Below are 25,842 nucleotides of genomic sequence, written 5' to 3' on the forward strand. Positions count from 1 at the left end.
CCCAGCCTTATAGGCTCCACTCGTGGTTGCATCCTCGAACGCCGCCCTTTCCGGGTCCTCGGAACAGCCGACCGGCTGGCCGGACCTCGCGGCCCGCGCCCGTCTGCATTTCGTGTCCGGCAAGGGTGGGACGGGCAAGTCCACGGTGGCTGCCGCGCTGGCGCTGGCGCTGGCCGAGGGTGGACGCCGGGTACTGCTGGTCGAGGTGGAGGGCCGTCAGGGCATCGCCCAGCTGTTCGAGGTTCCCCCGCTCCCACCGCAGGAGACCAAGGTCGCCGCCGCCGAGGGCGGTGGCGAGGTGGTCGCGTTGGCGATCGACATCGAGACCGCGTTCCTCGAATACCTCGAGATGTTCTACAACCTGGGATTCGCCGGCCGGGCCATGCGCCGGTTCGGTGCGATCGAGTTCGCGACGACCATCGCACCGGGTCTACGGGACGTCCTGCTCACCGGCAAGATCAAGGAGTGCGCGGTCCGCACCGACAAGTCGGGCAAGCGCGTCTACGACGCCGTCGTCGTCGACGCTCCGCCGACCGGCCGGATCGGGAGCTTCCTCGACGTCACCAAGGCGATGGCCGATCTGGCCAAGGGCGGGCCGGTCCGTTCCCAGAGCGAGGGCGTCGTCCGGCTGCTCCACTCGGACGAGACGATGGTGCACCTGGTCACGCTGCTCGAGGCACTCCCGGTACAGGAGACCGCCGATGCCGCTGCGGAACTCGCCGGTTCCGACCTCCGGCTCGGTGCCGTCGTCGTCAATCGCACCACGCCACGGTTCCTTCCGGAGTCGGCGGTGACGGACGCCGCGAAAGGCGTGCTGGACGCGGACGCGATCCGTGCCGGACTGTCGTCGGCGGGGTTGGACCTGCCCGACGACGACTTCGCCGGCCTGCTCACCGAGACGATCGAACATGCCTCGGTGCTCCAGGCCCAGGCCGAGAGCACTCGGCAGCTCGCGGACGTGCCCGGTTCACGACTGGAACTGCCGTCCCTGGTGGACGGCATCGACCTGGGCGGCCTGTACGAGCTGGCCGCTCTCCTCGGCGATCAGGGGGTGCGGTGACATGGCCGGAAAGAATGCGGACAACGAGAACACGAGTGGCGGCGGTGCCCGGCGCGAGCGACGCACCGCCCCCGCCCTCGACGTCGCCGGGATGCTCTCGGATCCGCAGACCCGCATCGTGGTGTGCTGCGGCGCGGGCGGTGTCGGCAAGACGACGACGGCTGCGGCCCTCGCACTGCGAGCGGCGGAACAGGGCCGCAAGGTCGTGGTCCTCACGATCGACCCGGCCCGGCGGCTGGCGCAGGCACTCGGTGTGGCCGAGCTCGACAACACCCCGCAGCCGGTCGATCTGGCCGAGGGCGCGACGGGCGAACTCCACGCCATGATGCTGAACATGCGCCGCACGTTCGACGAGATGGTGCTCGAACACGCCGAGCCGGAGAAGGCGGAGCAGATTCTCGCGAATCCCTTCTATCAGACGGTCGCCACCTCCTTCTCCGGCACGCAGGAGTACATGGCGATGGAGAAGCTCGGCCAGCTCGCCTCGAGCGGCGAATGGGATCTGGTCGTGGTGGACACACCGCCGTCGCGCAATGCGCTGGACTTCCTGGACGCGCCGCAGCGTCTCGGCGCGTTCCTCGACGGCCGGATGATCCGGCTGCTCGCGGCGCCCGGTCGCGGCATCACCCGCTTCGTCACCGGGGCGATGGGGCTCGCGCTCAAGGGTGTCTCGACCATCGTCGGCAGTCAGATGTTGTCGGACGCCTCGAGTTTCGTCCAATCCCTCGACTCGATGTTCGGCGGCTTCCGGGAACGTGCCACCAGTACGTACGAACTGCTCCGTCAGCCGGCCACGCAATTCGTCGTGGTCGCGGCAGCCGAACCGGACGCACTACGGGAGGCTGCCTACTTCGTGGACCGGCTCGGCGCGGACGGGATGCCGCTGGCGGGTCTGGTTCTCAACCGCACCCACCCGACGCTGTCCCGGCTCGGTGCCGATCGCGCCGGATCCGCGGCCGACCTACTCGAAGGCCGGGAGCCGTCCGAGGACGGCGAACTCGCCGCGGCGGTGCTGAGGATTCACGAGCGGCGGGCGGTGACCGCCAAGCGCGAGGTCGGTCTCCTCGCGCGGTTCACCTCGGCGCATCCGCGCGTCGCCACCGTGGGGGTGCCCTCGCTGCCGTTCGAGGTCTCGGACCTCGAGGCGCTACGGGCGGTGGGCGACCAGCTCACCCGGGTCGGCTGAACCGGTCACCCGCGGGGTGCCGGACCGAGTCCGGTCAGCCCGCAGCGGACTGCGTGGCCTGGCGTTCACGCTGGGCCGCGAAGAAGTCGGACCAGGACTCGACCTCGGGATGCTGCTTGAGGAGGGCACGGCGCTGGCGTTCGGTCATTCCACCCCAGACCCCGAACTCGACGCGGTTGTCGAGAGCGTCCGCCCCGCACTGCATCAGCACCGGGCAGTGACGGCAGATGGTCGCGGCCTTGCGCTGCGCCGCGCCGCGAACGAACAACTGGTCGGGATCGACCTGACGGCAGCGAGCCTGCGTCACCCAGGCGATTCGCGCTTCGGCCTGTTCGACGTTCAGATGGGCGGACGGGGTGGATGTGTGCATGCTGTGTCCCCTCTTCGTGTCCGAACACCGCTGTTCACGGTGTTCACAATGTTCACGCCGTTCACAAGGTCTGTACCCCGCATAACTTCGCGACATTCGCAATCGGGTGTTATCTACGTCACACTGTTTCTCACAATTTAGGTAAAGATCCCAAACCGCGCAAGATGTTGTGTTGGCCTTTTTGGTACGGACGTCCCTACCACCGCAAAGACCGTGTTCCCCACCCGTTCGTGTCCCAAACCACCTACTGTGACCGGCCGATTTCCCCAGCTCTCGACGTCGGTCACGTACTCTGCCGCCGCCCGCCCACGCGCGTACTCCCTCGTCGCCCGTCGTTCGTCGCCTCGGCACGTACTCTGTAGACCGTGTCGACGTCTAAGACTCTGTGGAAGCTCGCGGGATGCTCCCTGCTGGCGGGTGTCCTCCTGGCCGGCGTGATGTTTCCGTTGGCAGGTGGTTTCGGTTACGCATCGAACCGCGCCGCCGACACCGTGGACAACGTGTCCGCCGAACTGGTGGAAGGCACGGTCCCTGCTGTCTCGACGATGGTCGACGCGGCAGGCAACCCCATCGCGTGGCTGTACGAGCAGCGCCGCTTCGAGGTGCCGAGCGAGCGCATCTCCAACGACATGAAGCTCGCGATCGTCTCGATCGAGGACAAGCGGTTCGCCGAGCACCGCGGCGTCGACTGGCAGGGCACCATCCGCGCGTTCCTCACCAACACCACGTCGGGTGAGGTGCAGCAGGGCGCGTCGACGATCGACCAGCAGTACGTGAAGAACTACCAGCTCCTGGTCGTCGCGAAGACGGACGCCGAGCGCCGGGCCGCGATCGAGACCACCCCGGCTCGCAAGATCCGCGAGATCCGGATGGCGCTGACGCTGGACAAGGAACTGACCAAGGACGAGATCCTCACCCGCTACCTCAACCTCGTCCCGTTCGGCAACGCGTCGTTCGGCGTCCAGGACGCCGCCCAGACGTATTTCGGTATCGATGCGACCGAGCTCGACGCGGGCCAGTCCGCGATGCTCGCCGGCATGGTGCAGTCCAGTTCGGCACTGAACCCCTACACCAACCCCGAAGGTGTCACCGAACGGCGTAACGTCGTCCTCGACACGATGATCGCGAACATCCCCGAACGTGCCGAGGAGTTCCGCGCCCTCAAGGAGGAGCCTCTCGGCGTTCTGCCGCAGCCCAACCGCCTGCCGCGTGGCTGCATCGCTGCCGCCGACCGCGGGTTCTTCTGCGACTACGCGCTGCAGTACCTGGCCGAGGCCGGCATCAGCCGGGAGCAGATCGACAAGGGCGGCTACCTGATCCGCACCACGCTGGACCCCGAGGTACAGGACTCCGTCAAGTCCGCCCTGGTCGCCAACGCGAACCCGAACCTGCCGCACGTCGCGAACGTCATGAACGTCGTGCAGCCCGGCCAGGAGAAGCACCGGGTGCTCGCGATGGGCAGTAGCCGCACGTACGGGCTCAACATCGACGCACACGAGACCGTCCAGCCCCAGCCGTACTCCCTCGCCGGTCACGGCGCGGGGTCGATCTTCAAGATCTTCACCACCGCGGCCGCGATGGAGCAGGGGCTGGGCACCAGCGCGACCCTGGACGTCCCGCCCACGTACCAGGCCCGCGGTATGGGTAGCGGTGGTGCCCGTGGGTGCCCTGCCGACGCCTACTGTGTCGGCAACGCGGGCGCCTATCCGCCCGCGCTGTCGGTGACGGATGCGCTCGCCCAGTCCCCCAACACCACCTTCGTCAAGCTGATCCAGGCGACCGGCGTGGAGCCGACGGTGGACATGGCGGTGCGCCTCGGCATGCGCTCCTACGCCCGCCCGGGCACCTCCGGATTCGACAACCGCAGCATGGCCGACTTCCAGAAGGATCAGAACCTGGGCTCGTTCACACTCGGCCCGACCTGGATCAACCCGCTGGAGCTGTCGAACGTCGCCGCGACGTTGGGCTCGCACGGAATGTGGTGCCCGCCGAGCCCGATCGACTCGATCGTGGACCGGGAGGGCAAGCCCGTCTCGCTCACCGAGCAGGCCTGCGAGCAGGTCGTGGATCCAGGTCTGGCGGACACCCTCGCCGTCGCGATGAGCAAGGACGATCTGCCCGGCGGTACCGCTGCCGCAGCGGCGGGCAGCGTCGGCTGGAATCTGCCCATGTCCGGCAAGACGGGCACCACCGAGTCGCACATGTCGTCCGGTTTCCTCGGCTTCACCAACAACATCGCCGGATCCGCCTACGTGTTCGGTGACTCACCGAATCCCGGCGAGATCTGCTCGTTCCCGCTGCGTTCGTGTGGTGACGGAAACCTGTTCGGTGGCAACGAGCCTGCCCGGACCTGGTTCCAGTCGATCAAGCCGGTAGCGGAGAATTTCGGCCCCACGTCGTTGCCGCCGGTGGATCAGAAGTATGTGCGCGGATCGCAGAACGGTCAGGTCCCGGACGTGACCGGCATGCCCGAGTCCCAGGCCCGCTCCACCCTCGAGGGCGCCGGATTCAGCGTCACCGCCAGCACCTCCAACTCCGAGGCGCCGTCGGGCACGGTGGTGAGCCAGGCGCCGTCCGGCTCGGCGGTGCCCGGGTCCGCGGTCACCATCTACGTCAGCGACGGCCGCGCGCCACGCGCGAACCCGGCCGGGCCCCCGCCCGCTCCGGGCGGCGCCGGTGGCGGTGGCATCCCGCCGATCCAGATCCCGGGACTACCACCGATCCAGATCCCCAGCATCCCCCGCTGACCCAGCCGCCCCGCCCGACCGGGCGGGGCCTGTGGGGTGGGTCGGGGCGGCCTCCACGTAGGTGACGCGACCTCGCTCAGAGGCGGTCCTTGACGGCCTTCGCGACGCGGGAACCGTCGGCCTTGCCTGCGGCGATCGCGGTGGCAGCCTTCATCACCTGCCCCATCTGCTTCGGGCCCGGGCGCTCACCGATCTGCTCGGCGACCTGGGCGATGGCGGTGTCCGCCACGTCGGCGAGCTCGGCGTCGTTGAGCTGCGTCGGCAGGTACTCGTCGATGATCCGGGCCTCGGCGTGCTCCTGGGCAGCCAGCTCGCCACGCCCGTTCTCGGTGTAGATTTCGGCGGATTCGCCACGCTTCTTGGACTCGCGGGCGAGTACCTTCAGCACGTCGTCGTCGGTGAGCTGGCGGGCCTCCTTGCCGGAGACCTCCTCCTTCTGCACCGCGGCGATCAGCATCCGCAGGGTGGCGGTGCGCAGGGTGTCCTTCGCCTTCATCGAGGCGACCATGTCCGCCCGCAGGCGTTCCTTCAGTGAATCCGACATGCGCGAAACGCTACGCGCTCGCGGGGGACCGTGTGCGAACCGCTCCGCCCATTCGCTCGCGTACCCGGCATCCGGATCGTGCCAGCCGGTATCCTGATGAAGTGTCTGACGTGTTCCGCTCCCCCCTGACCCGTACCGCCGCCGGAATCGCCGGTGCCGCCGCACTCGGTATCGGGTACGCATCGCTCATCGAACGCAATGCGTTCACGCTGCGTGAGGTGACGATGCCGGTCCTGGAACCGGGTACGTCGGCGCTGCGCGTGCTGCACATCAGCGATCTCCACATGATGCCCGGCCAGCGGATGAAGCAGAACTGGCTGCGCGAGCTCGACCGGCTGGAACCGGACCTGGTGGTCAACACCGGGGACAATCTGTCCCACGCACGGGCCGTGCCCGCTGTGGTGCAGTCGATGGGCAACCTGCTGTCGCGCCCGGGGCTGTTCGTCTTCGGCAGCAACGACTACTTCGCTCCCAAGCCGAAGAACCCGCTGAAGTACTTCCGCAAGAACCACAAGCGCGTTCTCGGCGACCCGCTGCCGTGGGCGGACCTGCGCGCGGCGTTCAGCGAACGAGGCTGGCTGGACGCGACGCACACCCGACGGGAACTCGAGGTCGCCGGTGTCCGCATCGCCGCTGCCGGTGTGGACGATCCACACCTGAAGCGCGACCGGTACGACACCATCGCCGGGTCGCCGAACCCGCTCGCGGATCTGCGGTTGGGTATCACCCATTCGCCCGAGCCCCGCGTGCTCGACCGGTTCGCCGACGACGGCTACGACCTGGTGCTCGCCGGACACACGCACGGCGGTCAGCTGTGCCTGCCGTTCTACGGGGCGCTGGTCACGAACTGCGACCTCGACCGCTCCCGCGTCAAGGGTCCGTCACAGTGGGGCGAGCACACCCAACTGCACGTGTCGGCCGGTGTCGGCACGTCCCCGTGGGCACCGGCGCGCTTCTGCTGCCGCCCGGAGGCGACCCTGCTGACACTCGTGGCCGCCCCTCGACGGGACGCGGGAAGCGACGTCGAGCAGGGGCACACCAGTTCGTCCGAGCACACCATTCTGCGAGGATGACCAGCCGATTTAATCCGATCAACCTCGGTGCTGTAAGCTAGCCGAGGTTCGACACGGGGTGTGGCGCAGCTTGGTAGCGCGCTTCGTTCGGGACGAAGAGGTCGTGGGTTCAAATCCCGCCACCCCGACAGTGAAGAACACGAAGGCCCCGCCGGTGCTCCGGTCGGGGCCTTCGTCGTTTCCCGTGCCGATCGTCTACGCCCCGGAGTGCGCGAGCACGTTGACGACGTTGCCCGAGCCGTCCCGGTAGAAGAATCGCCGCACTCCCCAGTCCTCGTCCTGCACCGGGTGGACGATTTCGAAACCTGCCTCGCGGGCGGCGTCGTGGGCCGCGTCCACGTCGTCGACCTCCACCGACAGCGAGGGGTTGACCGGTGCCGTGGCGTCCCGGGTGAGAAGGCTGATCTGGTGTCGGCGATCCGGGCCGGCGAGAGTCGCGATCCAGCCGTGGTTCATCACCACCGAGAGTCCGAGAACCCGCTCGTACCGGTCGATCTCCGCATCCAGATCCTCCACGGTGAGGATCGGGACGACCCGCAGGACGGTCACAGTCCATGCCTCCGTGCGACGATCTTCTCCACCCATTCACGCGGCACCACCCGCCGAAGCGCGAAGACCAGCGGAGCGTTCGAGCCGACGGCGTAGAGCTGCCGGGGCTTGCCCGCCTCGATCGCTCCGAGCACCGTCGCGGCCACCTTCTCGGCGGTGATCCCGGCGCGCTCGTTGGCGTCGAGGTTCTCGATCATCGTGTCGTACTCGGCCTTGTACGGAGAGGCGTCGTCGATGTAGTGGGTGCGGCGAGTTCCGATGCCCGTGGCGATCGAGCCGGGCTCGACGGTCGCGACACCGATGCCGTAGGGAGCGACCTCACGGCGCGCGGCGTTGGCGAAGCCCTTGAGCGCGGCCTTCGTCGCGACATACGACGAGCGGTATGCGAGCGGGAAACTCGCGAGCATCGACCCGACCATCACGATGCGACCGTAGCCACGGGCCCGCATCCCGGGGAGCACCAGCTGCGTCAGCCGCACCGCGCCGAACACGTTGGCCCGGAACAGCCCCTCGATCGCCTCCATCGGGAGTTCTTCGATCGGCCCACTCTGGCTCTCCCCGGCATTGTTGACCAGGACGTCGACGTCTCCCGCCGCCTTCACGCAGGCCTCGATGCTCTGCTCGTCACCGAGGTCGAGTCGAAGGAATTCCACTCCGGGAATCTTCGGGGCGGTATCGGGGTTGCGGCTGGTCCCGAACACCCGATAGCCGCGTTCGGCGAGCAGTGTCGCGACGGCGGCGCCGATTCCGGACGAGGCGCCGGTGACGAGGGCGGTGCGTGTCATGGGCGCCAGCCTAGCCACCATCGCGGCACCTGGACAGTAAACGGAACTTGATTCTGATTTCGGAATATGATTCCGTTTACCCATGCCTCTCGACGAACCGACCGATCGGCGCCGCCGCCGGACCTGGAGTGCGGTCCTCGACGCCGCGCGCACCGTCTTCTCCACCAGTGGCTATCGCGCCGCGTCGATCGAATCGCTCTCCACTGCAGCAGATGTCGCAGTGAGTACGATCTACACGAACTTCCCCGACGGCAAGGCGGACGTGTATCTCGCATTGGCCAGGCGCACCGCGGACGAGCATGCGGAGGCCATGCGCGGCACTTCCCACAACGGCCCAGCGGCGGCCCTGGACGCCTACATCGATTTCCACCGCGAGCACCCGCTCGCGCTCCGCCTGCTGGCCCTGTCCGACGTCTCGCCCGGCGACTCTTCCTCCTACAACGACGTCCGCGCATACATCGACGACGTCCTCGCAGGTATCGCCACCGAGATGGTGCGCAGCGCGCGGGCGGCGGGTTCCGACGTCGATGCCCGCGGGCTCGTTCTCTACGCCTGGTCGGCGATCAACGGAGCCTACGCTCTGTTCCGGCGCGGCACGGTCGACGCCGCCGAACTGGATGGCATTCTCGACTTGTGCCGAGCGGACGTCTCCCGGCATCTCGCCGGAGGTGCGGCATGAACGACGGCGCACTCACTCGCACCGGGCAGGCACGTCTCGCGCTCCGCGCCTTACAGGTCAACGGTGCCGCCTTCCCCGGCCTGCTGCGCGGTGTCCGGTCGGCGGCGGCAGCGGCCGCCCCGACCGCGCCGGACAGCCGATTGTGCCGGGACGCGTACGACGAGGCGATCTCCGTGCTGTCCTCCGCGGTGTTCCGGCACAGCCTGCGCAGTTGGGAGTTCGCGGTGGCATTGGCCGAGGTCGACGGGCTCACTCCCGATCCCGAAGCCCTGTACGTGGCCTGTCTACTGCACGACACCTCGGCGGGCGCAGACGAGGCAGGCGCCTGCTTCGCCTGCACCGGAGCCGACGATGCCCGGTCGTTCGTACTGGCCCACGACGAGACCGCCGTATCCCGCGCGGATACGGTCCGTACCGCCTGTGCCCGTCACATGGACGCGCGCTCTCCGATCGACGCCGGCCCGGAGGCGAGGCTCGTCCACGACGCGACCCACCTGGACGTCGCCGGCAGCCGCGTCCACGACGTGCCCGCCTCCGTCGTCGCCGGTGTACTGCACCGTCACCCCCGCACCGGATTCTCGGTAGAGTTCGCCGCAGTGATGCGTACCGAAGCACGGCTCCGCCCACTCTCCCGGGCGGCGACGCTGTGGCGGGTGGGTATGCGATTGCCGATGGCGCTCAATCCGCTCGACCGGCGAGCCGGGACCCCACCCGGCGCTCAGGGATAGGCCGGCACGAAGGCGTCGTAGATCGCCTGCGGCGCACCGTCGACGGCCCAGACGGCGAGCATCACCACCCCGATCGTGAGCGCCGGGCCGAGAACGGCCTTCTCGAATGCACCGCCGGCCCTGATCGACAGGAAGGACGGCAGCTTCAACTCCCACCATCGTTCCTGACGCCACGGCACGAACGGTGCGAGGAACGGGACTCCTTCCTTCGTGATCGCGTCACCGAGGCAGTGGGTGGCGCACCCCAGCGCCACCGCCACACCCAGCCCGGTCGAACCGGCCTGGCTCGGATACCACTGCCAGGTGAGCGCGGAGAGGATCACGGCGACGGCCGAGACGACGATCCAGCCCTTCTCCTTGGCAAGGTTGCCCGCCAGCCCGCGCAGGGCCAGCCCGAGGAAGAAGAACAGGATGCCGATGATGGCCGGCTTGCCGAAGTGGATCACCAACGCGGACACTCCGGCTCCCACGGCGGCGGCGAACAGCGCGGTGTGCGTGAGGGTTCGGTGACCACCGCGGCGCTTTCCGTCCTTCTTCCCCCGCGTCAGGCTGTAATAGCCGAGCGACACCGAGTCGACCACGCGCGCGAACAGGCGGCTGATCGGGCCGAACGAACGGGACACGGTGGATTGCGGGGTGTCGAGGTCGGGAAACAGTGCGGCACCCGCGCACACCGCAGCGAAAGTAAAGGTCTCCGGCGTCGACGTGGGACCGCCCCAGTCCGGGGGAAGCAGATCGGCCACCGCCAATCCGACAGCGGCCCCGGACATTGCATGGGTTGGACCCATCACCATGGAGGAGAACACCTTTCACGACAGCGGCCCAGGACACGGTCATCCGTGCCGATGCCCGACGACGCTCAACCTAGCAACGGCCTCCGACAACCGGCCGTGCGGGGCGTCACCGGCCGAGCAGTGCGCGGATCGGCGTTTCGTCCAGATGTTCCAACAGGTCTCGCGGGTCGTCGTACACCGAATGTGCCCCCGCCGCGATCAACTCGTCGCGGCCCGTGCCGCCGGACAGCACCGCGAGCGCGGTCACGCCGGCGCGGGTCGCGGCGCGCATGTCCCAGGTCGAGTCGCCGATCATCACCGCATCCTCGGCACGCGCGCCCACGAGGTCGAGCGCGGCCGTGACGATGTCGGGTTCCGGTTTCGCGGTGTCGACCGACGCGGACGTGGTGGCACCGTCGAGCAGGTCGTCGACCTCGAGGGCTCGCCGCAGCAGCGTCAACTCCTCGGACGAGGCCGAGCTCGCGAGTACGACCAGCGCACCCTCGTTCTTCACCCGCTCGACCAGCTCACGGCCCCCGTCGAGTGGACGCAGCCGATACGACGCCCACCGGTACAACTCGGTGTGCAGTTCCGTCGCGCGGGCACGGACGTCCACGTCGGCATCGGGCAGCAACGTGGCGACCAGCCGGTCGCCGTCCATCCCGATCGCGCGGTGCACCCGCCAGGCATCGACCGGGTGCCCGACCCGCTCGAATGCGCGCGTCCAGGCATCGACGTGGAGGTAGTTGGAGTCGGCCAGGGTGCCGTCGACGTCGAAGAGGACCACGCGGGGGTTCATGCCCGCTGGACTACCCCGTGCGGGCGCCGGTCACGCCGGGTGGCCGGGCCGCCTGCCTCGTCAGCTCTCGCCGCCGAGCTTCTCCACCCACTCCTCGAACGACGGAATCGAGGCGGGCCCTCGTTCTCGTCGGTGCACGACGAGCAGGTCGATCGTGTCGAGGAGACTGCCCAGCCGCAGCTCGAACGGAGTCGCCCCCGCGTCGAAGGCTCCGACGGTCCACAGTCTCGTCATGGTGGGGAACCGAGCCGGGTCGAAGGTGTTCTCCCAGAAGTCGCCCGTGGCCTCCCAGTAGGTCGTGTAGTCCACGCCCTGGCGGGTCTCGTCCGCCGCCTCCGCGGCGGCGGAACGGGCGAGACCGGTGACCGTGTTGTTCACGATCGCGATGGTCTCGACGACCTGGGTGGCGGCGAGCCCGGTGTCGACGAGGCACCGGTAGCCGGCCTCGTCCGCCTCCAGCACGTGGGGCGCGAGAGGCAGCCGCCAGACGTTCACGTCGAGCAGCCACGGGTGTGTACGGAGCAGTTGCCAGTACCCGTGGGCATAGTGCTCGAGCGCCGGGCGCCAGGGGCGACCGGGCTCCGGCAGGTCGAAGTCGGCATAGGCGCGGTCGATCATCGCGTCGACGAGCTCGTCCCGGCCGGGGACGTGCGAGTAGAGCGTCATCGTCCCGACACCGAGCGACTTCGCGACGGACCGCATGGACACGGCTTCGAGCCCGGCGGCGTCGGCGATCACCACCGCCGCGTCGATCACCTCGGACCGGGACACCCGCGGCGGGCGCCCCCGGGTCGACGCGGCGGGCGGATCCCACAGCGGGGCGAACCGCGCTCCGATGTTGCGTGGCGATTCCGCCGCACCCTCGGCGTCGACCATCGTCTCGGCCCCTTCCGTGTTCGTGCCGCGCTCGTCGCGGCGCCCACTTGCCAGCTTTTATCGTACAGCGTACCGTTTCATTCATGATTGATTCGGTACACCGTACGAGAAGTGCCGTCCGGGCGCGGGGACTCACGAAGACGTTCACCAGGAAGAAGGAAACGGTCGAAGCGGTGAAGGGCATCGACCTCGACGTCGCCGAAGGGGAACTGGTCGCGTTCCTCGGCCCGAACGGCGCGGGCAAATCCACCACTCTGCGCATGCTCACCTCTCTGCTCGCGCCCACCGCGGGCACGGCCGAGGTCGCGGGGTTCGACGTGGTCCGGCATCCTGCCGACGTCCGGGCCCGCATCGGGTACATCGGGCAGGGCAACGCGGGCGGGTACTCGTACCGGGTGGGTGACGAGCTGCTCAACCAGGGCCGCTTCTACTCGGTGCCCACCACCGTCGCCCGGCGGCGTGCGGGAGAACTGCTGGACGCCCTCGAGCTCTCCGGGCTCGAGAAACGCACCGTCCAGTCCCTGTCCGGCGGGCAACGGAGACGACTCGACGTGGCGATGGGGCTGATGAACCATCCCCGTCTGCTCTTCCTCGACGAGCCCACCACCGGCCTCGACCCGCACGCCCGCGCGAACCTGTGGGAGCACGTGATGCGGCTGCGCCGGGAGAACGACATGACGATGCTGCTCACCACCCACTATCTCGACGAGGCCGATTCCATGGCAGAACGCATCGTCCTCATCGACCACGGCTCGGTGATCGCCGATGCCACCCCGGAGGCACTCAAACGCGAGTACGCCGACGACGTCGTCACCCTCGCTCTCGAACCGGCGTCCGAGGGGACCGGAGAGCTCCTGTCCCGAGCCCGGTCGGTACTTCCCGGCCACATCAGCAGAGTGGACGAACTCGTCGAACCCGACGGCTCCGCGCGGCTCGTCCTGGCCACCACGCACGGCCCCGAACTCGTTCCCCCCGGTACTGCGCTCGCTCGGCGACGCGGGTGTGGGCGTGCGCTCCGCCGACGTCCGAGCGGCGTCCCTCGACGACGTGTTCCTCAATCTCACCGGCCGGAGCCTGCGCGAGGAGGCAGCATGACCACCACCACCGAAACCCCCACCGCGGCCCCGGCCGTCGACGAACGCTCACCCCTGGCCAAGTGGACCCACGACACGGGCGCGGTGTTCACCCGCGAGATCCTCGTGGTGCTGCGGGACCCGTTCACGCTCATCTTCTCGCTGCTGCAACCGCTCGTGTTCCTCGGGCTGTTCGGACCACTGCTCGACGGCATGCTCGGGGACTCGACCATCGAGGGCGAATCGGCGCTGCAGTGGTTCCTGCCCGGCGTGCTCGTGATGATCGCGATCTTCGGCACCGGCATGGTCGGCGGAAACCTGTTGTACGAACTGATGACCGGCGCGTACGAGCGGATTCTCGCGACTCCGCTGTACCGCTCGTCGATCCTCGTCGGGCGGGCGCTGAAGGAGTTCGCTCCGCTCGTGGCCCAGGCACTGCTCATCACCCTCGTCGCGATTCCCTTCGGCCTCGCTTTCTACCCCGCGCACGTCCTGTTCGGGCTGCTGATCCTCGGCATCTTCGGCATCGGCCTCGGTTCGCTGTCCTACGCGCTCGGACTTGCGGCGAAGAACCGGGAGTGGGTGTTCTGGGGCGTGCAGCAATCGGTCATCTTCCCGTTGCTGCTGCTCGGCGGAATGATGCTGCCGCTCGAGGCCGGCCCCGAGTGGATGCGGGTGCTGTCCAAGGTCAACCCCCTCACCTACATCGTGAACGCCGAACGCACGCTGTTCGCGGGGACGATGTGGGACTCGACGGTCGCCTGGGGCGTCGTCGCCGCACTCGTGACCTGCGCCGTGGGCCTGTGGGTGGGCATCCGTACCGTCAAGCGCACGATTTGACGCACCGCGTCGGGCGCACGATTTGACGCACCGCGTCGGGCGCACGATTTGACGCACCGCACAGGCCGAGGGCCCCGCTTCCAGCTGGAAGCGGGGCCCTCGGCTGTCGTGCGGCGGGAAAACGCGTGGTCAGGAAATCTGCGCCTGCCACATCCAGTGCAGCTGCTCGAGCCGCGCGGTGATCGCGATGAGCAGATCCTGGGTGACCGGATCGGCGTCCTCGGTGGTACCGATCCGCTCGCGCAGACGCTCGATGACGGCGGCGAGGTTACCGACGATGGAGGCGATGACCTCGGAATCCTTGGTCCACCCCTCACCGAAGCCCTTGGTGCCGGAGTCCTTCGCGACGGTCGAGGCACGCCCGTCCGGGCTGACGCCGATGGCGGTCGCGCGCTCCGCCGCGGAATCGGTGAATTCGCGTGCCGCGGTGACGAGTTCGTCGAGCGCGAGGTGAACGGACCGGAAGTTGCGGCCGAGCACGTTCCAGTGCGCCTGCTTGGCGATCAGGCTCAGGTCGATGAGATCGACGACGGTCCCCTGCAGCGCGTCGCCTGCGATCTTCTGCTGGCCGGCGTCGAGCGTGCTGGTGATCGGGTTGGTCATGTCTGTTTCCTCTTTCCTCTTGCGGAGGGGTCGATCACTTCCGAGCTTATGCGCCCACGTGCCGTCTCCGGGTGGATACGAACGTGGCGTTCGTCATCGCGCCGGGAGGCCGGGCGCCCGGCGAACCGGGTTCGGAGAATCAGCCCTGAGCTGTGCGGACGCCGTCCTCGATCTTCTTGCCCAGATCGGCGTCGACGTTCTTCCAGTAGTCGAAGGCGCGGAGCAGGATCGGCTCGCTGACCCCGCCGAGCAGATGACCGACGACGTTGTTCACCAGCCGCTCGCGGGCGGCGTCGTCGAGAACCTCGCGCACGAGGGTCCCGGCCTGGGTGAAGTCACCGTCCTCGGCATGCTCGATGTACCCGGCGCGAACCGCCTCACCGTCGAAGTTCCACAGGCCCTCGTCACCGGCCACCGCCGGGTCGGCGTGCGCCCCGCCGAAGGAGTTCGGCGCGTAGACCGGAGTGTCGGGCGAGTTGAAGCTGTAGCGCATCGCGCCCTCCTTGGAATAGGAGTTCACGATGTTCTTCGGCGCGTTGACGGGCAGATCGGCGTAGTTGGTGCCGATCCGGTACCGGTGCGCGTCCGCGTAGGAGAACACGCGGCCGAGCAGCATCTTGTCCGGAGAGAAACCGATGCCGGGCACGACGTTGGACGGCTCGAACGAGGCCTGCTCGATCTGCGCGAAGAAGTTGTCCGGGTTGCGATTCAGCGTCCAGGTGCCGACCTCGATCAGCGGGTAGTCCTTCTGCGACCAGACCTTGGTGAGGTCGAACGGGTTGAACCGGTATCCCTCCGCCTCGGCGACGGGCATGACCTGGACCTTCAGCGTCCAGCTCGGGAACTCGCCCTGCTCGATGGCCCCGTAGAGATCTGCCCGGTGGTAGTCCGGGTCGCTTCCGGCCAGGCGATCGGCCTCGTCCTGGGTGAGGAACTCGATGCCCTGGTTCGTCTTGAAGTGGTACTTGACCCAGAACCGCTCGCCCGCGGCGTTCACCCACTGGTAGGTGTGCGAACCGAAACCGTCCATGTGCCGCCAGGACTTCGGGATGCCGCGATCACCCATCAGCCATGTCACCTGATGCGCGGACTCCGGACGGAGTGTCCAGAAATCCCACTGCATGTCGTGATCCCGCAGGCCCGACCCGGGCAGCCGCTTCTGCGAACGGATGAAGTCCGGGAACTTGATCGGGTCCTTGATGAAGAACACCGGGGTGTTGTTGCCGACGAGGTCGTAGTTGCCGTCCTCGGTGTAGAACTTCACCGCGAATCCCCGTGGGTCACGCCAGGTGTCGGGGCTGCCCTGCTCACCGGCCACGGTGGAGAAGCGCACCAGCGACTCGGTACGCGCACCGGGCTGGAACAGCTTGGCCGTGGTGTACGCGCTGACGTCACCGGTGACGACGAGCTCACCGAACGCACCGCCGCCCTTCGCGTGGACGACGCGCTCGGGTACCCGTTCGCGGTTGAACTGCGCCAGCTTCTCGATCAGATAGTGATCGTGCAGGAGAATGGGTCCCTGCGTTCCCGCCGTGAGCGATTCGTCGTCGCTCGCGACCGGGATCCCGAAGTTGTTGGTGGTGAAAGGACGTGTTTCGGACATCTGTCAGCCTCCTCGGCCCTGATGCTTCCGGTGGTCTGTGGTTCCGGTGTGCGCGGTGTGCGCGTCAGCCCGGGGTGTTGTCCCGACATTGCGCGCAGAGTCCCCAGAACACGACTTCGGCCTCGTCGACGGTGAACCCGTGGGAGTCGGACGGCGCCAGGCACGGCGCCTCCCCCACGGTGCAGTCGACGTCCACGACGAGCCCGCACGTACGACACACCAGGTGATGGTGATTGTCGCCGGTACGGGTCTCGAAACGCGCCGGTGAACCCGCGGGTTCGATCCGCCGGAGCAGTCCTGCGCCGGTGCACGCCTCGAGCACGTCGTAGACCGCCTGGGTGGACACCGATCCGATCCGGTCACGTACTCGCGACGCGACCTGATGGGCATCCGAATGGGGATGGTCTGCAACAGTTTCCAATACAGCGATACGAGGGGCTGTGACACGCAGGCCCGCAGCACGCAGTTGCGCCCTGGGGTCGGTGTCCTCGTATCGCATGACCATCAGTATGCCAGTTATTTGGATCCAGTCAAGAAAACGAAGAAATCGATTGTTCGAATCGAGGGAAGCACCTGGTCAGCGGGACGAGACGGTGTAGTTCTCGGAATCGAACCTGCGCAGTCGGCGACGGAACTCGAACGTGAACGTCGGCCACTGGACGGAATTGCGCCCGCGGGCATCGAGATACCAGCTACGGCAGCCACCCGCATTCCACACGGTGGAGCGGAGGTCGTCCTGCACTGCCGCGTTGTACGTCTGCTGCACGTCCGCATCGACCTCGAACGCCGTCCACCCTTCCCGTCGCATCCCGTGCAGCGCGTCGAGCACGTAGGCGATCTGCGATTCGAGCATGTAGACGATCGAACTGTGGCCGAGGTTCGTGTTCGGTCCGTACAGGAGAAAGAGATTCGGAAACCCCGACACCGTCGTACCCTTGTACGCGGTGGGGCTCCCGGCCCACGAGCGAGCCAGCGACGTTCCGTCCGCCGCACGGAGAAGATGCGCCACCGGCGGCTCGGTCGGGGTGAAGCCCGTGGCGAACACGATCGTGTCGACCGGGTGCTCGATGCCCTCGCCGTCGACGATTCCGTCCGGCGTCACCGCGGCGGCCCGGGAGGCCACCACCTCGACGTCCCCACGATCGAGCGTGCGCAACCAGTCGTTGGACAGCAGGATCCGCTTGCACCCGATCGTGTAGTCGGGCGTGAGCCGGCGCCGCAGCCCACGGTCCCGCACCTGCCGGCGCAGATGAAGTTTCGCAATCGCCGTGAAGACCGGCAGCAACCACGTCGCGTGCGCGAGTACGCCACCGAGCAGCTCCCGGAAGCCGTACACCGAGCCGCGAAACGCCTTTTGCACGAAGGGGAACCGCCGGTACAGCCGCTTCTCCGCGGAAGAGAACTCGCGATCGAGACGCGGGATCACCCAAGCCGGGGTCCGCTGGAACACCGTCAGATATGCGGCACGGTCGGCGATCTCCGGAACGAACTGCACGGCCGAGGCACCGGTGCCCACGACGGCCACCCGCTCACCGGTCAGGTCGTGCCCGTGGTTCCAGGACGCGGAATGGAAGGTGGTCCCGGAGAAGGACTCCAGTCCCGGGAGGTCGGGAACGCTGGGCGCGGACAGTGCGCCCGTCGCCGCCACGACGACGTCGGCGGTCAGTGCGCCGCGACCGGTCCGCACCTGCCACACACGACCGTCCCACTGCGCGTCCTCGAGTGCGCAGTCGACGATCACCCGCTCGAGCACCCCGGTGTCGGCGGCGACGCCCTCCAGGTACGCGAGGATCTCGGGCTGACGGGCAAAGGTGTGGCTCCAGCCCGCACCGGGGGCGAACGAGAAAGAGTACAGCGAGGTCGGAACGTCGCAGGCGCATCCCGGGTAGGTGTTGTCCCGCCAGGTGCCGCCGACCGACGGCGCCCGCTCGATCACGAGGACGTCGGCGTCCGGCCAGGTGTGCAGCATCCGCGCGGCCAAGCCGATGCCCGCGAACCCCGCCCCGACGACCAGGGTGTGTACGTGCCCCGGAAGCTCCACCGTCATCCTCCCAGTCCCATTCACCGCTGCCCCATCCACCACTCACGTATCCGAGCACCCGATGTTCACGGGTGCATGCACCGTACGTCGCGGACCGATTCACCCGCCACGGGTGACGCAGTTCCGGCCGCCCACCCCTAGCGTCGGCGACGTGAACTCCGAAACCGAGAACGGCGCCGTCAAGGTCGTCGCGATCGTCGCCCTGGTGGCGCTGATCCTGACCACCGCACCGGTCGTCATCGCCCTGTTCCTGTAATCCGCACGGCCGGGAACTCCCGTTCCGAAGGCCCGCACCGAAAGGCTGATCCGTGGTGGAAGACAAGACTCCCGGGGGCTGGGGCGTGTTCGCCGCGCTGCTGCTGCTCATGAACGGCACGTTCACGGCGATCCAGGGAATCGTCGCCCTCGCCGCCCCGGAACGGCTGTTCGCCGGCGAGCACACGCTCGTGGTACTCGACTACGACCGGTGGGGCTGGGTCCTGCTGATCTGGGGGGTCCTCCTCGCCGTTGCCGGCGGCGCCCTTCTCGCCGGAGCGACGTGGGCGCGGGTGTTCGGCGTCGTGGTGGCGTTCGTGAACGCGGTCGGCCAGCTCACCTGGATCGGCACCCAGCCGTGGCTGTCGCTGCTGCTGATCGCCCTGAACATCGGGGTCATCTGGGGCCTCACCGCCGGCTGGCCCGAACACCGCAGGCACGCAGCGCCTACCCCACCCGCCCCGCATACCCCCTGACCCCTCCCTCCCCCTCCCTCCCCCCCGGTGGGTGAAGGTGGCCTTCGCCTCGTCAGATCGGGCAAAGGGTCCCTTCACCCTGGGGCGGGGGCTCACTGCGTAGCGGTAGCGGGCGGATCACTCGGCGGGGAGGGATCCGGCGGGGCGGGGGTGTCGCCGCGTGGGCGACGGATCAGGCCGATCAGCCAGGACCCGAGCACCACGAGCACGCCCACCGAGAATGCGAGCCACATGTCGAAGACGAGCGGGCCGGTGAGAACGTCCACGGCGGCGGTCGCGACCTCGGGGCGCACGACGTCCTCCGACAGGTCGTGAAGGTACACCGCACGGGCGAGCGCACCGACCGCGATCACCGTCGCCGTCCCCGCTGCCACCGCGAATCCGACCAGGCCGACGGCCCTGCGCCGCGAGCCGCGCGGCGCGAACAGAACCGCCCCGAGGACCACGACCGCCGCGACCCCGGCGAGGAACGGCGCAGCCGCGTCGAGCAGCCGGACCGCATCCTGTGCCTGTGCCAGTTCGAGAGCGCGGAAGAGCACGACCGTGGCGTCCCCGTCCGGGAGCGGCACGGCGACGAATCCCCGTTCGGCGAGCGCCTCCCGAGCCTCGTCGACGACGTCGTCGAGCGGCACGGTGACCGCACCCTCCGGGTCGATCCGTACCACGGTGGTGTCGCCGGTCAGCAGGGCGAACAACGACTCGTGCGCGACGCGATTGGCACGCCACCACAGGTCCCCGAAACGATCGCTGCCCACGAGCGTTCCGACCACCTCGCGAACGACGGGCTCGGGCACCCTGGCCTGATCCGCCGCGACGATCCGCGCCGTCACCCGATCGGTGACCGCGTCCTGGATCGCCGGATCCTCGGCGAGCTCGGACACGGTCCGTACGTACCGGTCGGTGTCCAGCACCACCCCGCGCACGTACTCGGCGACGATCGCGGCCGGAACGAGGACGGCCACGAGCACCGTGAGCACCCCAGAGACCGCCCGGCGCAATGTTGTGCCCACACCGGGGAGCCTACCGACGCGGGCTGTCAGCCGACGAGCAACTCGGCAATCTGGATGGTGTTGAGCGCAGCGCCCTTGCGCAGGTTGTCACCGGACACGAACAGCGCCAGACCGCGCCCCTCGGGCACTCCCGGATCCTGACGGATGCGGCCGACCAGCGACGGATCGCTGCCCGCGGCCTGCAGCGGCGTGGGCACGTCGACGAGTTGCACGCCGGGAGCGTCGCGCAGGAGTTCCTTCGCCCGCTCCACCGAGATCGGGTTCGCGAACTCCGCGTTGATCGACAACGAATGCCCGGTGACGACCGGAACCCGAACGCACGTACCGGACACCAGCAGGTCCGGCAGACCGAGGATCTTGCGCGACTCGTTGCGCAGCTTCTGATCCTCGTCCGTCTCCTCGCTGCCGTCGTCGACGAGCGAGCCCGCCAGGGGCAGCACGTTGAACGCGATGGGCGCGACGTACTTGTCCGGCTCCGGGAAGTCGACGGCCCCGCCGTCGTGCACCAGCTTCTCCGCGTCGTCGATGACGGCGCGGGCCTGCCCGAGCAGTTCCTCGACGCCGGCGATGCCGGACCCGGACACGGCCTGGTAGCTCGACACGATCAGGCGCTGCAGCCCGGCCTCGTCGTGCAGGGCCTTGAGCACCGGCATCGCGGCCATCGTGGTGCAGTTCGGGTTGGCGATGATGCCCTTCGGCGGGTTCTTCGTCTGCTCGGGGTTGACCTCGCTGACCACGAGGGGCACCTCGGGGTCCTTGCGGAACGCCGACGAGTTGTCGACGACGATCGCCCCCGCGGCGGCGAACCGCGGTGCCTGCTCCCGCGAGAGCGTGGCCCCGGCGGAGAACAGGGCGATGTCGATGCCCTTCAGCTCCTCGTCGGACACCGCCGCAGCGTCCTCCACGACGATCTCCTCGCCACGGAACGGCAGCTTCTTACCCGCCGAGCGGGCGGAGGCGAAGAACCGCACCCGGTCCGCGGGAAAGTTCCGCTCCTCGAGCAGGGTGCGCATGACGATGCCGACCTGACCGGTGGCACCTACGACTGCAATGGTGGTCATCGCTCTACCGTCCTGTTCCGGCGTGGACTACGGCTTCCTCGTCGCCACCGAGTCCGAACGCGGCGTGGATCGCACGCACCGCGTCGTCGAGTTCGGTGTCGTTGACGAGCACCGAGATGCGGATCTCCGACGTGGAGATCAGGTCGATGTTGATGCCGGCGTCCGCGAGTGCCTCACAGAAGAGGGCGGTGACGCCCGGGTGGCTACGCATGCCCGCGCCGACGAGCGAGAGCTTGCCGATGAGGTCGTCGTAGAGGACCTGGCTGAAGCCGATCTCACCCTGCAGCTTGGTGAGCATCTCCACCGCGCGCGGACCGTCGGACGTCGGCAGCGTGAAGGTGATGTCGGTCTTGCCGGTCTCGACCTTGGAGATGTTCTGCAGCACCATGTCGATGTTGATCTCCGCGTCGGCGACGGCGCGGAAGATCTTCGCGGCGTAGCCGGGGGTGTCGGGCAGGCCGACGACGGTGATCTTGGCTTCGCCGCGATCGTGCGCGACTCCGGTGATCAATGCCTCTTCCACGGGGATGTCCTCCATCGATCCGGACACGATTGTTCCGGGCTTGGTGGTGTACGACGAGCGAACGTGCACGGGCACGTTGTAGCGGCGGGCGTATTCGACGCAACGCAGCATGAGCACCTTGGCACCGCACGCCGCGAGCTCGAGCATCTCCTCGAAGGAGACCTTCTCGAGGCGCTGGGCGTCCTTGACGATGCGCGGGTCGGCGGTGAACACGCCGTCGACGTCGGTGTAGATCTCGCAGACGTCGGCGTTCAGTGCCGCGGCGAGCGCGACAGCGGTGGTGTCCGACCCGCCGCGACCGAGGGTGGTGACGTCCTTGCTGTCCTGGCTGACGCCCTGGAAGCCGGCGACCAGCACGATCGATCCCTCGTCGAGCGCCTGCTGCACGCGGCCGGGGGTGACGTCGATGATCTTGGCGTTGCCGTGGCTGCTGGTGGTGATGACACCTGCCTGCGAACCGGTGAACGAACGCGCCTCGGCACCGAGGGAGTGAATCGCCATCGCGACGAGCGAGTTCGAGATCCGCTCACCGGAGGTGAGCAGCATGTCCATCTCGCGGGCCGGCGGCGCCGGGGCCACCTGCTGCGCGAGGTCGAGCAGTTCGTCGGTGGTGTCGCCCATTGCGGACACCACGACGACGACGTCGTTGCCGGCCTTTTTGGTCTCGACAATCCTTTCAGCGACTCGTCGGATTCTCTCGGCCGTCGCGACCGAGGATCCGCCGTACTTCTGGACGACGAGAGCCACGCGTTTCTACCTCCAGCTCGACAGGTGTTGGTGCATGTCCAGCTGTCGAGCTTACCGACGACGTCCAGTTCGCCCTATGCGACGGGTGCCCGGGCCGTCAGACGTAGACGAAGTTCGCGACCGCGGCGACGGCCCGCACGGCATCGCAATCTCCGCCGTGAACAGTCACGACCACGTTCGCGCGGCCGAGATCGCGGGTGAAGGTGTCGACCGCGTCCGGGTCGACAGTGATGTCGATCTCTGGGCCGGTGGGCCGGGACCACTGGCACCGATCTCCCACCCGGATCGGCTCCGGCTCGGCCCCCGGCTCGGGGTTCCCGGATTTCGGGCCGTTCGCCGGGGCAGCGCGCAGCCCCAGCGCGACGGTCACTTCCTCGGCGACGCCGGACGCGGCGCGGTCGCCGACGGTTCCGTCGACGGCGATCCGGCATTCGAAGGGCGTCGGAAGGCCGTCCCCTACGTCGAGGACGCGGAGTCCGTCCACCACGTCCACGACGGCGCAGGGGTGCTGCGCGCCGGGATCCTCGTAGATATCCCGCTTCGGCAGCCCGGGCCTCATTTCCCGCAGCGCACCCGCGAGGATCTCGTCCGCGAGGTCGCAGACGTCCTCCCCGGCCAGGCCGGCGACACGGACGGTCGCGTACTGCGGGTCCGTACCCGGGCGATCCGCCTCGCCGAGGTCGAGCCGGAACACGCGCTGACATCTGCCGCCGGAAAGATCGGGGCCGTCACCTCGGAACACCTCCACACCGTCCACCTCGGTGCGTCCGGCGTAGGAGGACACCCCGAGCAGGGTGGGCTGGAGAGCCAGTTCGACGCGGGTCAGCTCGCCGTCCGGCCGGGAGACGAGTGCAGCGCACACCGACAGCTGGACCGCGGATCCGTACTGGGCGATCGCCCCGGCCTCGGCGAGCGCCGTCTCCGGGAGCAGGCCGCAGGGATCGGTGGTGCGCAGGATCCGTTCCACCTCGGCACGCCCTGTCTCGACCGGCGCCCCGCCTGCCTCGGCAGGCGTGCCCGGGACGACGGCCCCACAGCCGGACACCGCCAGCCCCGCCACCGCGAACGTGACCAGTTTCCGTCCCCACTTCCGACCCCACGTCGGCGTCCGCTCGTCCATCCCCGCCCCCACTCGACTCCCCCGGTCCCGGACCTGTGCCCTCGGCGTGCGCACGGTATCAACCGCTACCCCTGGTCCGAGCAGTGCCCCGGCAGGACCGTCCGCGGCAGGCGGCTGCCTCGGGTGCGCCCGTTGTGACGTTTCACCGCAGATTGTGGTGCTTCACAGCACTATTGCCCATCGCTGTGCAGCCGGTTACAGTCCGCTGCTGAAGTGAACCACGACTCGCATCGTGGTCCAACCGATGGGCAGCCCTGCCCATCACCGAACCGTGGGGGTCTGGTGGCAGTGTCGCGTCGCATCTGGTCGGGACTGGTGGTGTCCGTGCTCGTGCTCGTCGCGGCGACGACGGGAGTGCAGTTCTCCGCAGCCGCACCCGCGACCGGATGGGCACCGCCCGCGGTGTCGCCACCGGTCTATCCCGACGTGCACATCGACTGGGATGTGCCGATCACGATGAGCGACGGCACGGTGCTGAAAGCGAACGTGTACCGGCCGATCGACGAGCACGGCAACGTCGTGACGGAGCCGCTGCCGACCCTGGTCAATCTCACCCCGTACACGAAGCTGGTGTCGATGACGGTGGACTCGGCACAGTCGGTACCGGTACTCGCCGACGCGATCGCCGATCTCGCCGGCCGCTTCGATCTCACCGGCACCGGGATCTCCGGATTCAGCGATCTGATCAACACCCTCGACGGTGGCGCACTGCGCGGATTCGCCGTGGACCGCAACCTGATTCGCAGCGGATACACCCAGCTCGTCGTCGACGTACGCGGCACCGGATTCTCGCAGGGCACCTGGCAGGTGTTCCAGGAGCGCGAACAGCAGGACACCCTCGAGGTCCTCGACTGGGCGGCGAGCCAGCCGTGGTCCGACGGCACGCTCGGCATGAACGGCATGTCCTATTCGGGAATCAACCAGGTCCAGGCCGCCTCGAAGCAACCGGAGGCGTTGAAGGCGATCTTCCCGATCGTGCCGGGCGGGGACATCCTGCGTGACGTCGTCGCGCCGGGCGGCGCCGTGGGAATCGGGTTCCTGCCGCTGTGGCTGGCCGGCGTCAACGGCCTCAAGCTGATTCCCGACCTCCAGTCCGTCGCGAACGGGACGTTCGACTGGGACTGGCTCGCGAGCCGCGTCGAGAACCCGCTCGTGTTCTTCGATCTGCTGTGGGCCGCGCTCACCACGCCGACGGTGGACGCGGTGCCGCCGGAGTTGGCCGCGATGCTCGAGGAAGACAGCTCGCTGCGCCGCGATCTCGACGCGGCGCCGGAGAACATCACCACGCCGACATTCGTGATCGGAGGGTGGCACGACCTGTTCGCCAACTCCGAGCCGCGCATCTACGACGCGATTCCGCTACCCCCGGGCCAGAAGCAGCTACTGATGGGCGAGTGGTACCACGCCACGATCGGTTCCGGTCTCGGACAACCAGGAGCCCCACCGCGCCTCGACACCCTGCAGCACGCGTGGTTCGACAAGTGGCTCAAGGGAATCGACAACGGCATCGACGAGTTCGGGCCGGTCACCCTGTTCGAGCACGGCGGGGGCTGGGTGACCGAGAGCGAGTTCCCCCGGGCCGATGCGACGTACCGTCGCATGTACTTCTCGCCCGCGATCAGCGGCACGGCACAGTCCGTGCACGACGGCTCCCTCACCTCGACCGCCCCGGGTGAGACGGCGCGCCTGACCGTGGCCCCGGGCCTGAGCACCCTGTGCTCGCGTGATTCCGGGCAGCAGACGATCGGTGTCACGGCGATCCTGGATGCGTGCGGCAAGGACTCGCGTATCGCCGAGCTCGGCGGACTGACCTTCACCAGCGCACCGGTCGCGGAGCCGACCCACATCTCCGGCCCGGTCGCCGTGCGGCTGAACACGGTCCACGACACCACCGACGGCTACTGGACGGCCACCGTCAACGACGTCGCGCCGGACGGAACCTCCCGGGTGATCACCTCGGGACAGCTGACGTCGTCGTTGCGGACGCTCGACGAATCCCGCAGTGAGCGTTCGCCGAACGGCGATCTGTCCGCGCCCTTCCACACCCTCACCCTGTCGTCCCGACAGCCCGTGGTGCCGGGGCAACCGACGACCCTCGACCTCGCGCTCACCCCGACGGCCGCGGTACTGCAGCCCGGCCACCGACTGCGGGTCGACATCTTCGCCTCGAACCTGCCGAAGGGCCTGATGTTGCGCCCACTGCTCAACGAATCGGAGCTGCGGCCACAACATCTCGAACTCGCCCCCAACGCTCCGAGCTTCGTCAACATTCCGGTGGTGGGGAACCCGGACGGGTGGTGACCGCCGCCACGACGCGAGCG

Annotated in this window: 24 protein-coding genes, 1 tRNA gene and 1 pseudogene; 11 read left to right on the top strand and 15 right to left on the bottom strand. The window is 68.4% G+C overall.

Going from position 1 to position 25,842, the window contains the following annotated elements; all coding sequences use genetic code 11:
- Positions 1-22: 22 nt before the first annotated feature.
- Entirely contained in the window at positions 23-1,060 is a 1,038-nt protein-coding gene (gene bagA, locus G4H71_RS08245; RefSeq protein ID WP_072737321.1) for an ATPase BagA, read from the top strand.
- A gap of 1 nt (position 1,061) precedes the next feature.
- On the top strand, positions 1,062-2,246 hold the full coding sequence (bagB, locus tag G4H71_RS08250) for an ATPase BagB (RefSeq protein ID WP_083343053.1): 1,185 nt from the start codon (positions 1,062-1,064) through the stop codon (positions 2,244-2,246).
- Positions 2,247-2,280: 34 nt separating this feature from the next.
- On the opposite strand, the gene G4H71_RS08255 is transcribed toward bagB, so the two are convergent.
- Positions 2,281-2,616 carry a WhiB family transcriptional regulator gene (locus tag G4H71_RS08255; RefSeq protein ID WP_072737322.1) on the bottom strand — a complete coding sequence of 112 codons (336 nt, stop codon included), beginning with the start codon at positions 2,614-2,616 and terminating at the stop codon, positions 2,281-2,283.
- Positions 2,617-2,999: 383 nt separating this feature from the next.
- Between G4H71_RS08255 and G4H71_RS08260 the strand changes: the two genes are divergently transcribed.
- Positions 3,000-5,363, top strand: coding sequence for a penicillin-binding protein (locus G4H71_RS08260; protein ID WP_072737535.1), 2,364 nt, complete (start codon positions 3,000-3,002; stop codon positions 5,361-5,363).
- Positions 5,364-5,439: 76 nt separating this feature from the next.
- Here the strand turns inward: G4H71_RS08260 and G4H71_RS08265 are convergent, their stop codons facing one another.
- Complete coding sequence (locus tag G4H71_RS08265) at positions 5,440-5,907, bottom strand: GatB/YqeY domain-containing protein (protein WP_072737323.1); 468 nt, start codon at positions 5,905-5,907, stop codon at positions 5,440-5,442.
- A 101-nt stretch (positions 5,908-6,008) separates the two neighbouring features.
- On the opposite strand from G4H71_RS08265, the gene G4H71_RS08270 reads away from it, so the two are divergent.
- Complete coding sequence (locus G4H71_RS08270; protein ID WP_072737324.1) at positions 6,009-6,980, top strand: metallophosphoesterase; 972 nt, start codon at positions 6,009-6,011, stop codon at positions 6,978-6,980.
- Positions 6,981-7,034: 54 nt separating this feature from the next.
- Positions 7,035-7,108: transfer RNA gene (locus tag G4H71_RS08275), tRNA-Pro, on the top strand.
- A gap of 67 nt (positions 7,109-7,175) precedes the next feature.
- Here G4H71_RS08275 and G4H71_RS08280 read toward each other — a convergent pair.
- On the bottom strand, positions 7,176-7,529 hold the full coding sequence (locus G4H71_RS08280; protein ID WP_217631316.1) for a VOC family protein: 354 nt from the start codon (positions 7,527-7,529) through the stop codon (positions 7,176-7,178).
- The gene (locus G4H71_RS08285; RefSeq protein WP_217631315.1) at positions 7,526-8,314 is read right to left on the bottom strand and encodes an SDR family oxidoreductase; all 789 of its coding nucleotides are present in this window, start codon (positions 8,312-8,314) and stop codon (positions 7,526-7,528) included. The genes G4H71_RS08280 and G4H71_RS08285 overlap by 4 nt, the downstream gene beginning before the upstream one ends.
- Before the next feature lie 82 nt (positions 8,315-8,396).
- Between G4H71_RS08285 and G4H71_RS08290 the strand changes: the two genes are divergently transcribed.
- Entirely contained in the window at positions 8,397-8,993 is a 597-nt protein-coding gene (locus G4H71_RS08290) for a TetR/AcrR family transcriptional regulator (protein WP_072737327.1), read from the top strand.
- Complete coding sequence (locus G4H71_RS08295; protein WP_072737328.1) at positions 8,990-9,721, top strand: HD domain-containing protein; 732 nt, start codon at positions 8,990-8,992, stop codon at positions 9,719-9,721. The genes G4H71_RS08290 and G4H71_RS08295 overlap by 4 nt, the downstream gene beginning before the upstream one ends.
- On the opposite strand, the gene G4H71_RS08300 is transcribed toward G4H71_RS08295, so the two are convergent.
- The 3 genes from G4H71_RS08300 to G4H71_RS08310 all read right to left on the bottom strand — a co-directional run bounded on the left by G4H71_RS08300 (position 9,712) and on the right by G4H71_RS08310 (position 12,169).
- Positions 9,712-10,515, bottom strand: coding sequence for a metal-dependent hydrolase (locus tag G4H71_RS08300; protein WP_072737329.1), 804 nt, complete (start codon positions 10,513-10,515; stop codon positions 9,712-9,714). The genes G4H71_RS08295 and G4H71_RS08300 overlap by 10 nt on opposite strands.
- 106 nt (positions 10,516-10,621) lie before the next feature.
- Positions 10,622-11,293, bottom strand: coding sequence for an HAD family hydrolase (locus G4H71_RS08305; protein ID WP_072737330.1), 672 nt, complete (start codon positions 11,291-11,293; stop codon positions 10,622-10,624).
- 60 nt (positions 11,294-11,353) lie between these two features.
- A complete protein-coding gene (locus tag G4H71_RS08310) occupies positions 11,354-12,169 on the bottom strand; it encodes a TetR/AcrR family transcriptional regulator (protein WP_072737331.1) in 816 nt (271 codons plus the stop codon).
- 83 nt (positions 12,170-12,252) lie between these two features.
- Between G4H71_RS08310 and G4H71_RS22880 the strand changes: the two are divergent.
- A pseudogene (locus G4H71_RS22880) lies at positions 12,253-12,717 on the top strand (ATP-binding cassette domain-containing protein); the annotation flags it as partial.
- A 543-nt stretch (positions 12,718-13,260) separates the two neighbouring features.
- Positions 13,261-14,082 carry an ABC transporter permease gene (locus tag G4H71_RS22885; RefSeq protein WP_072737333.1) on the top strand — a complete coding sequence of 274 codons (822 nt, stop codon included), beginning with the start codon at positions 13,261-13,263 and terminating at the stop codon, positions 14,080-14,082.
- 129 nt (positions 14,083-14,211) lie between these two features.
- On the opposite strand, the gene G4H71_RS08325 is transcribed toward G4H71_RS22885, so the two are convergent.
- From G4H71_RS08325 to G4H71_RS08340, 4 genes are all read right to left on the bottom strand, one after another.
- Positions 14,212-14,685 (bottom strand): Dps family protein, encoded by a 474-nt coding sequence (locus G4H71_RS08325; protein WP_072737334.1) that lies wholly within the window; start codon positions 14,683-14,685, stop codon positions 14,212-14,214.
- Positions 14,686-14,824: 139 nt separating this feature from the next.
- A complete protein-coding gene (locus G4H71_RS08330) occupies positions 14,825-16,288 on the bottom strand; it encodes a catalase (RefSeq protein WP_072737335.1) in 1,464 nt (487 codons plus the stop codon).
- Between the two features lie 64 nt (positions 16,289-16,352).
- Entirely contained in the window at positions 16,353-16,787 is a 435-nt protein-coding gene (locus tag G4H71_RS08335) for a Fur family transcriptional regulator (RefSeq protein ID WP_072737536.1), read from the bottom strand.
- 78 nt (positions 16,788-16,865) lie between these two features.
- A complete protein-coding gene (locus G4H71_RS08340) occupies positions 16,866-18,329 on the bottom strand; it encodes a flavin-containing monooxygenase (protein WP_072737537.1) in 1,464 nt (487 codons plus the stop codon).
- Positions 18,330-18,637: 308 nt separating this feature from the next.
- Between G4H71_RS08340 and G4H71_RS08345 the strand changes: the two genes are divergently transcribed.
- Positions 18,638-19,060, top strand: coding sequence for a DUF7144 family membrane protein (locus G4H71_RS08345; protein ID WP_074700632.1), 423 nt, complete (start codon positions 18,638-18,640; stop codon positions 19,058-19,060).
- 92 nt (positions 19,061-19,152) lie between these two features.
- Here the strand turns inward: G4H71_RS08345 and G4H71_RS08350 are convergent, their stop codons facing one another.
- From G4H71_RS08350 to G4H71_RS08365, 4 genes are all read right to left on the bottom strand, one after another.
- Positions 19,153-20,070, bottom strand: a complete 918-nt coding sequence (locus G4H71_RS08350; protein WP_139183241.1) for a hypothetical protein — start codon at positions 20,068-20,070, stop codon at positions 19,153-19,155.
- Between the two features lie 26 nt (positions 20,071-20,096).
- A complete protein-coding gene (locus G4H71_RS08355; protein WP_072737338.1) occupies positions 20,097-21,131 on the bottom strand; it encodes an aspartate-semialdehyde dehydrogenase in 1,035 nt (344 codons plus the stop codon).
- Positions 21,132-21,135: 4 nt separating this feature from the next.
- Complete coding sequence (locus G4H71_RS08360; protein WP_072737339.1) at positions 21,136-22,401, bottom strand: aspartate kinase; 1,266 nt, start codon at positions 22,399-22,401, stop codon at positions 21,136-21,138.
- 97 nt (positions 22,402-22,498) lie between these two features.
- Entirely contained in the window at positions 22,499-23,521 is a 1,023-nt protein-coding gene (locus G4H71_RS08365; RefSeq protein WP_083343052.1) for a hypothetical protein, read from the bottom strand.
- A 282-nt stretch (positions 23,522-23,803) separates the two neighbouring features.
- On the opposite strand from G4H71_RS08365, the gene G4H71_RS08370 reads away from it, so the two are divergent.
- Positions 23,804-25,822 (top strand): CocE/NonD family hydrolase, encoded by a 2,019-nt coding sequence (locus G4H71_RS08370; protein WP_246442387.1) that lies wholly within the window; start codon positions 23,804-23,806, stop codon positions 25,820-25,822.
- The last annotated feature ends 20 nt before the right edge of the window (positions 25,823-25,842 follow it).

It is taken from the genome of Rhodococcus triatomae, assembly GCF_014217785.1.
In the GTDB taxonomy this organism is placed as follows: Bacteria; Actinomycetota; Actinomycetes; order Mycobacteriales; family Mycobacteriaceae; genus Rhodococcus_F; species Rhodococcus_F triatomae.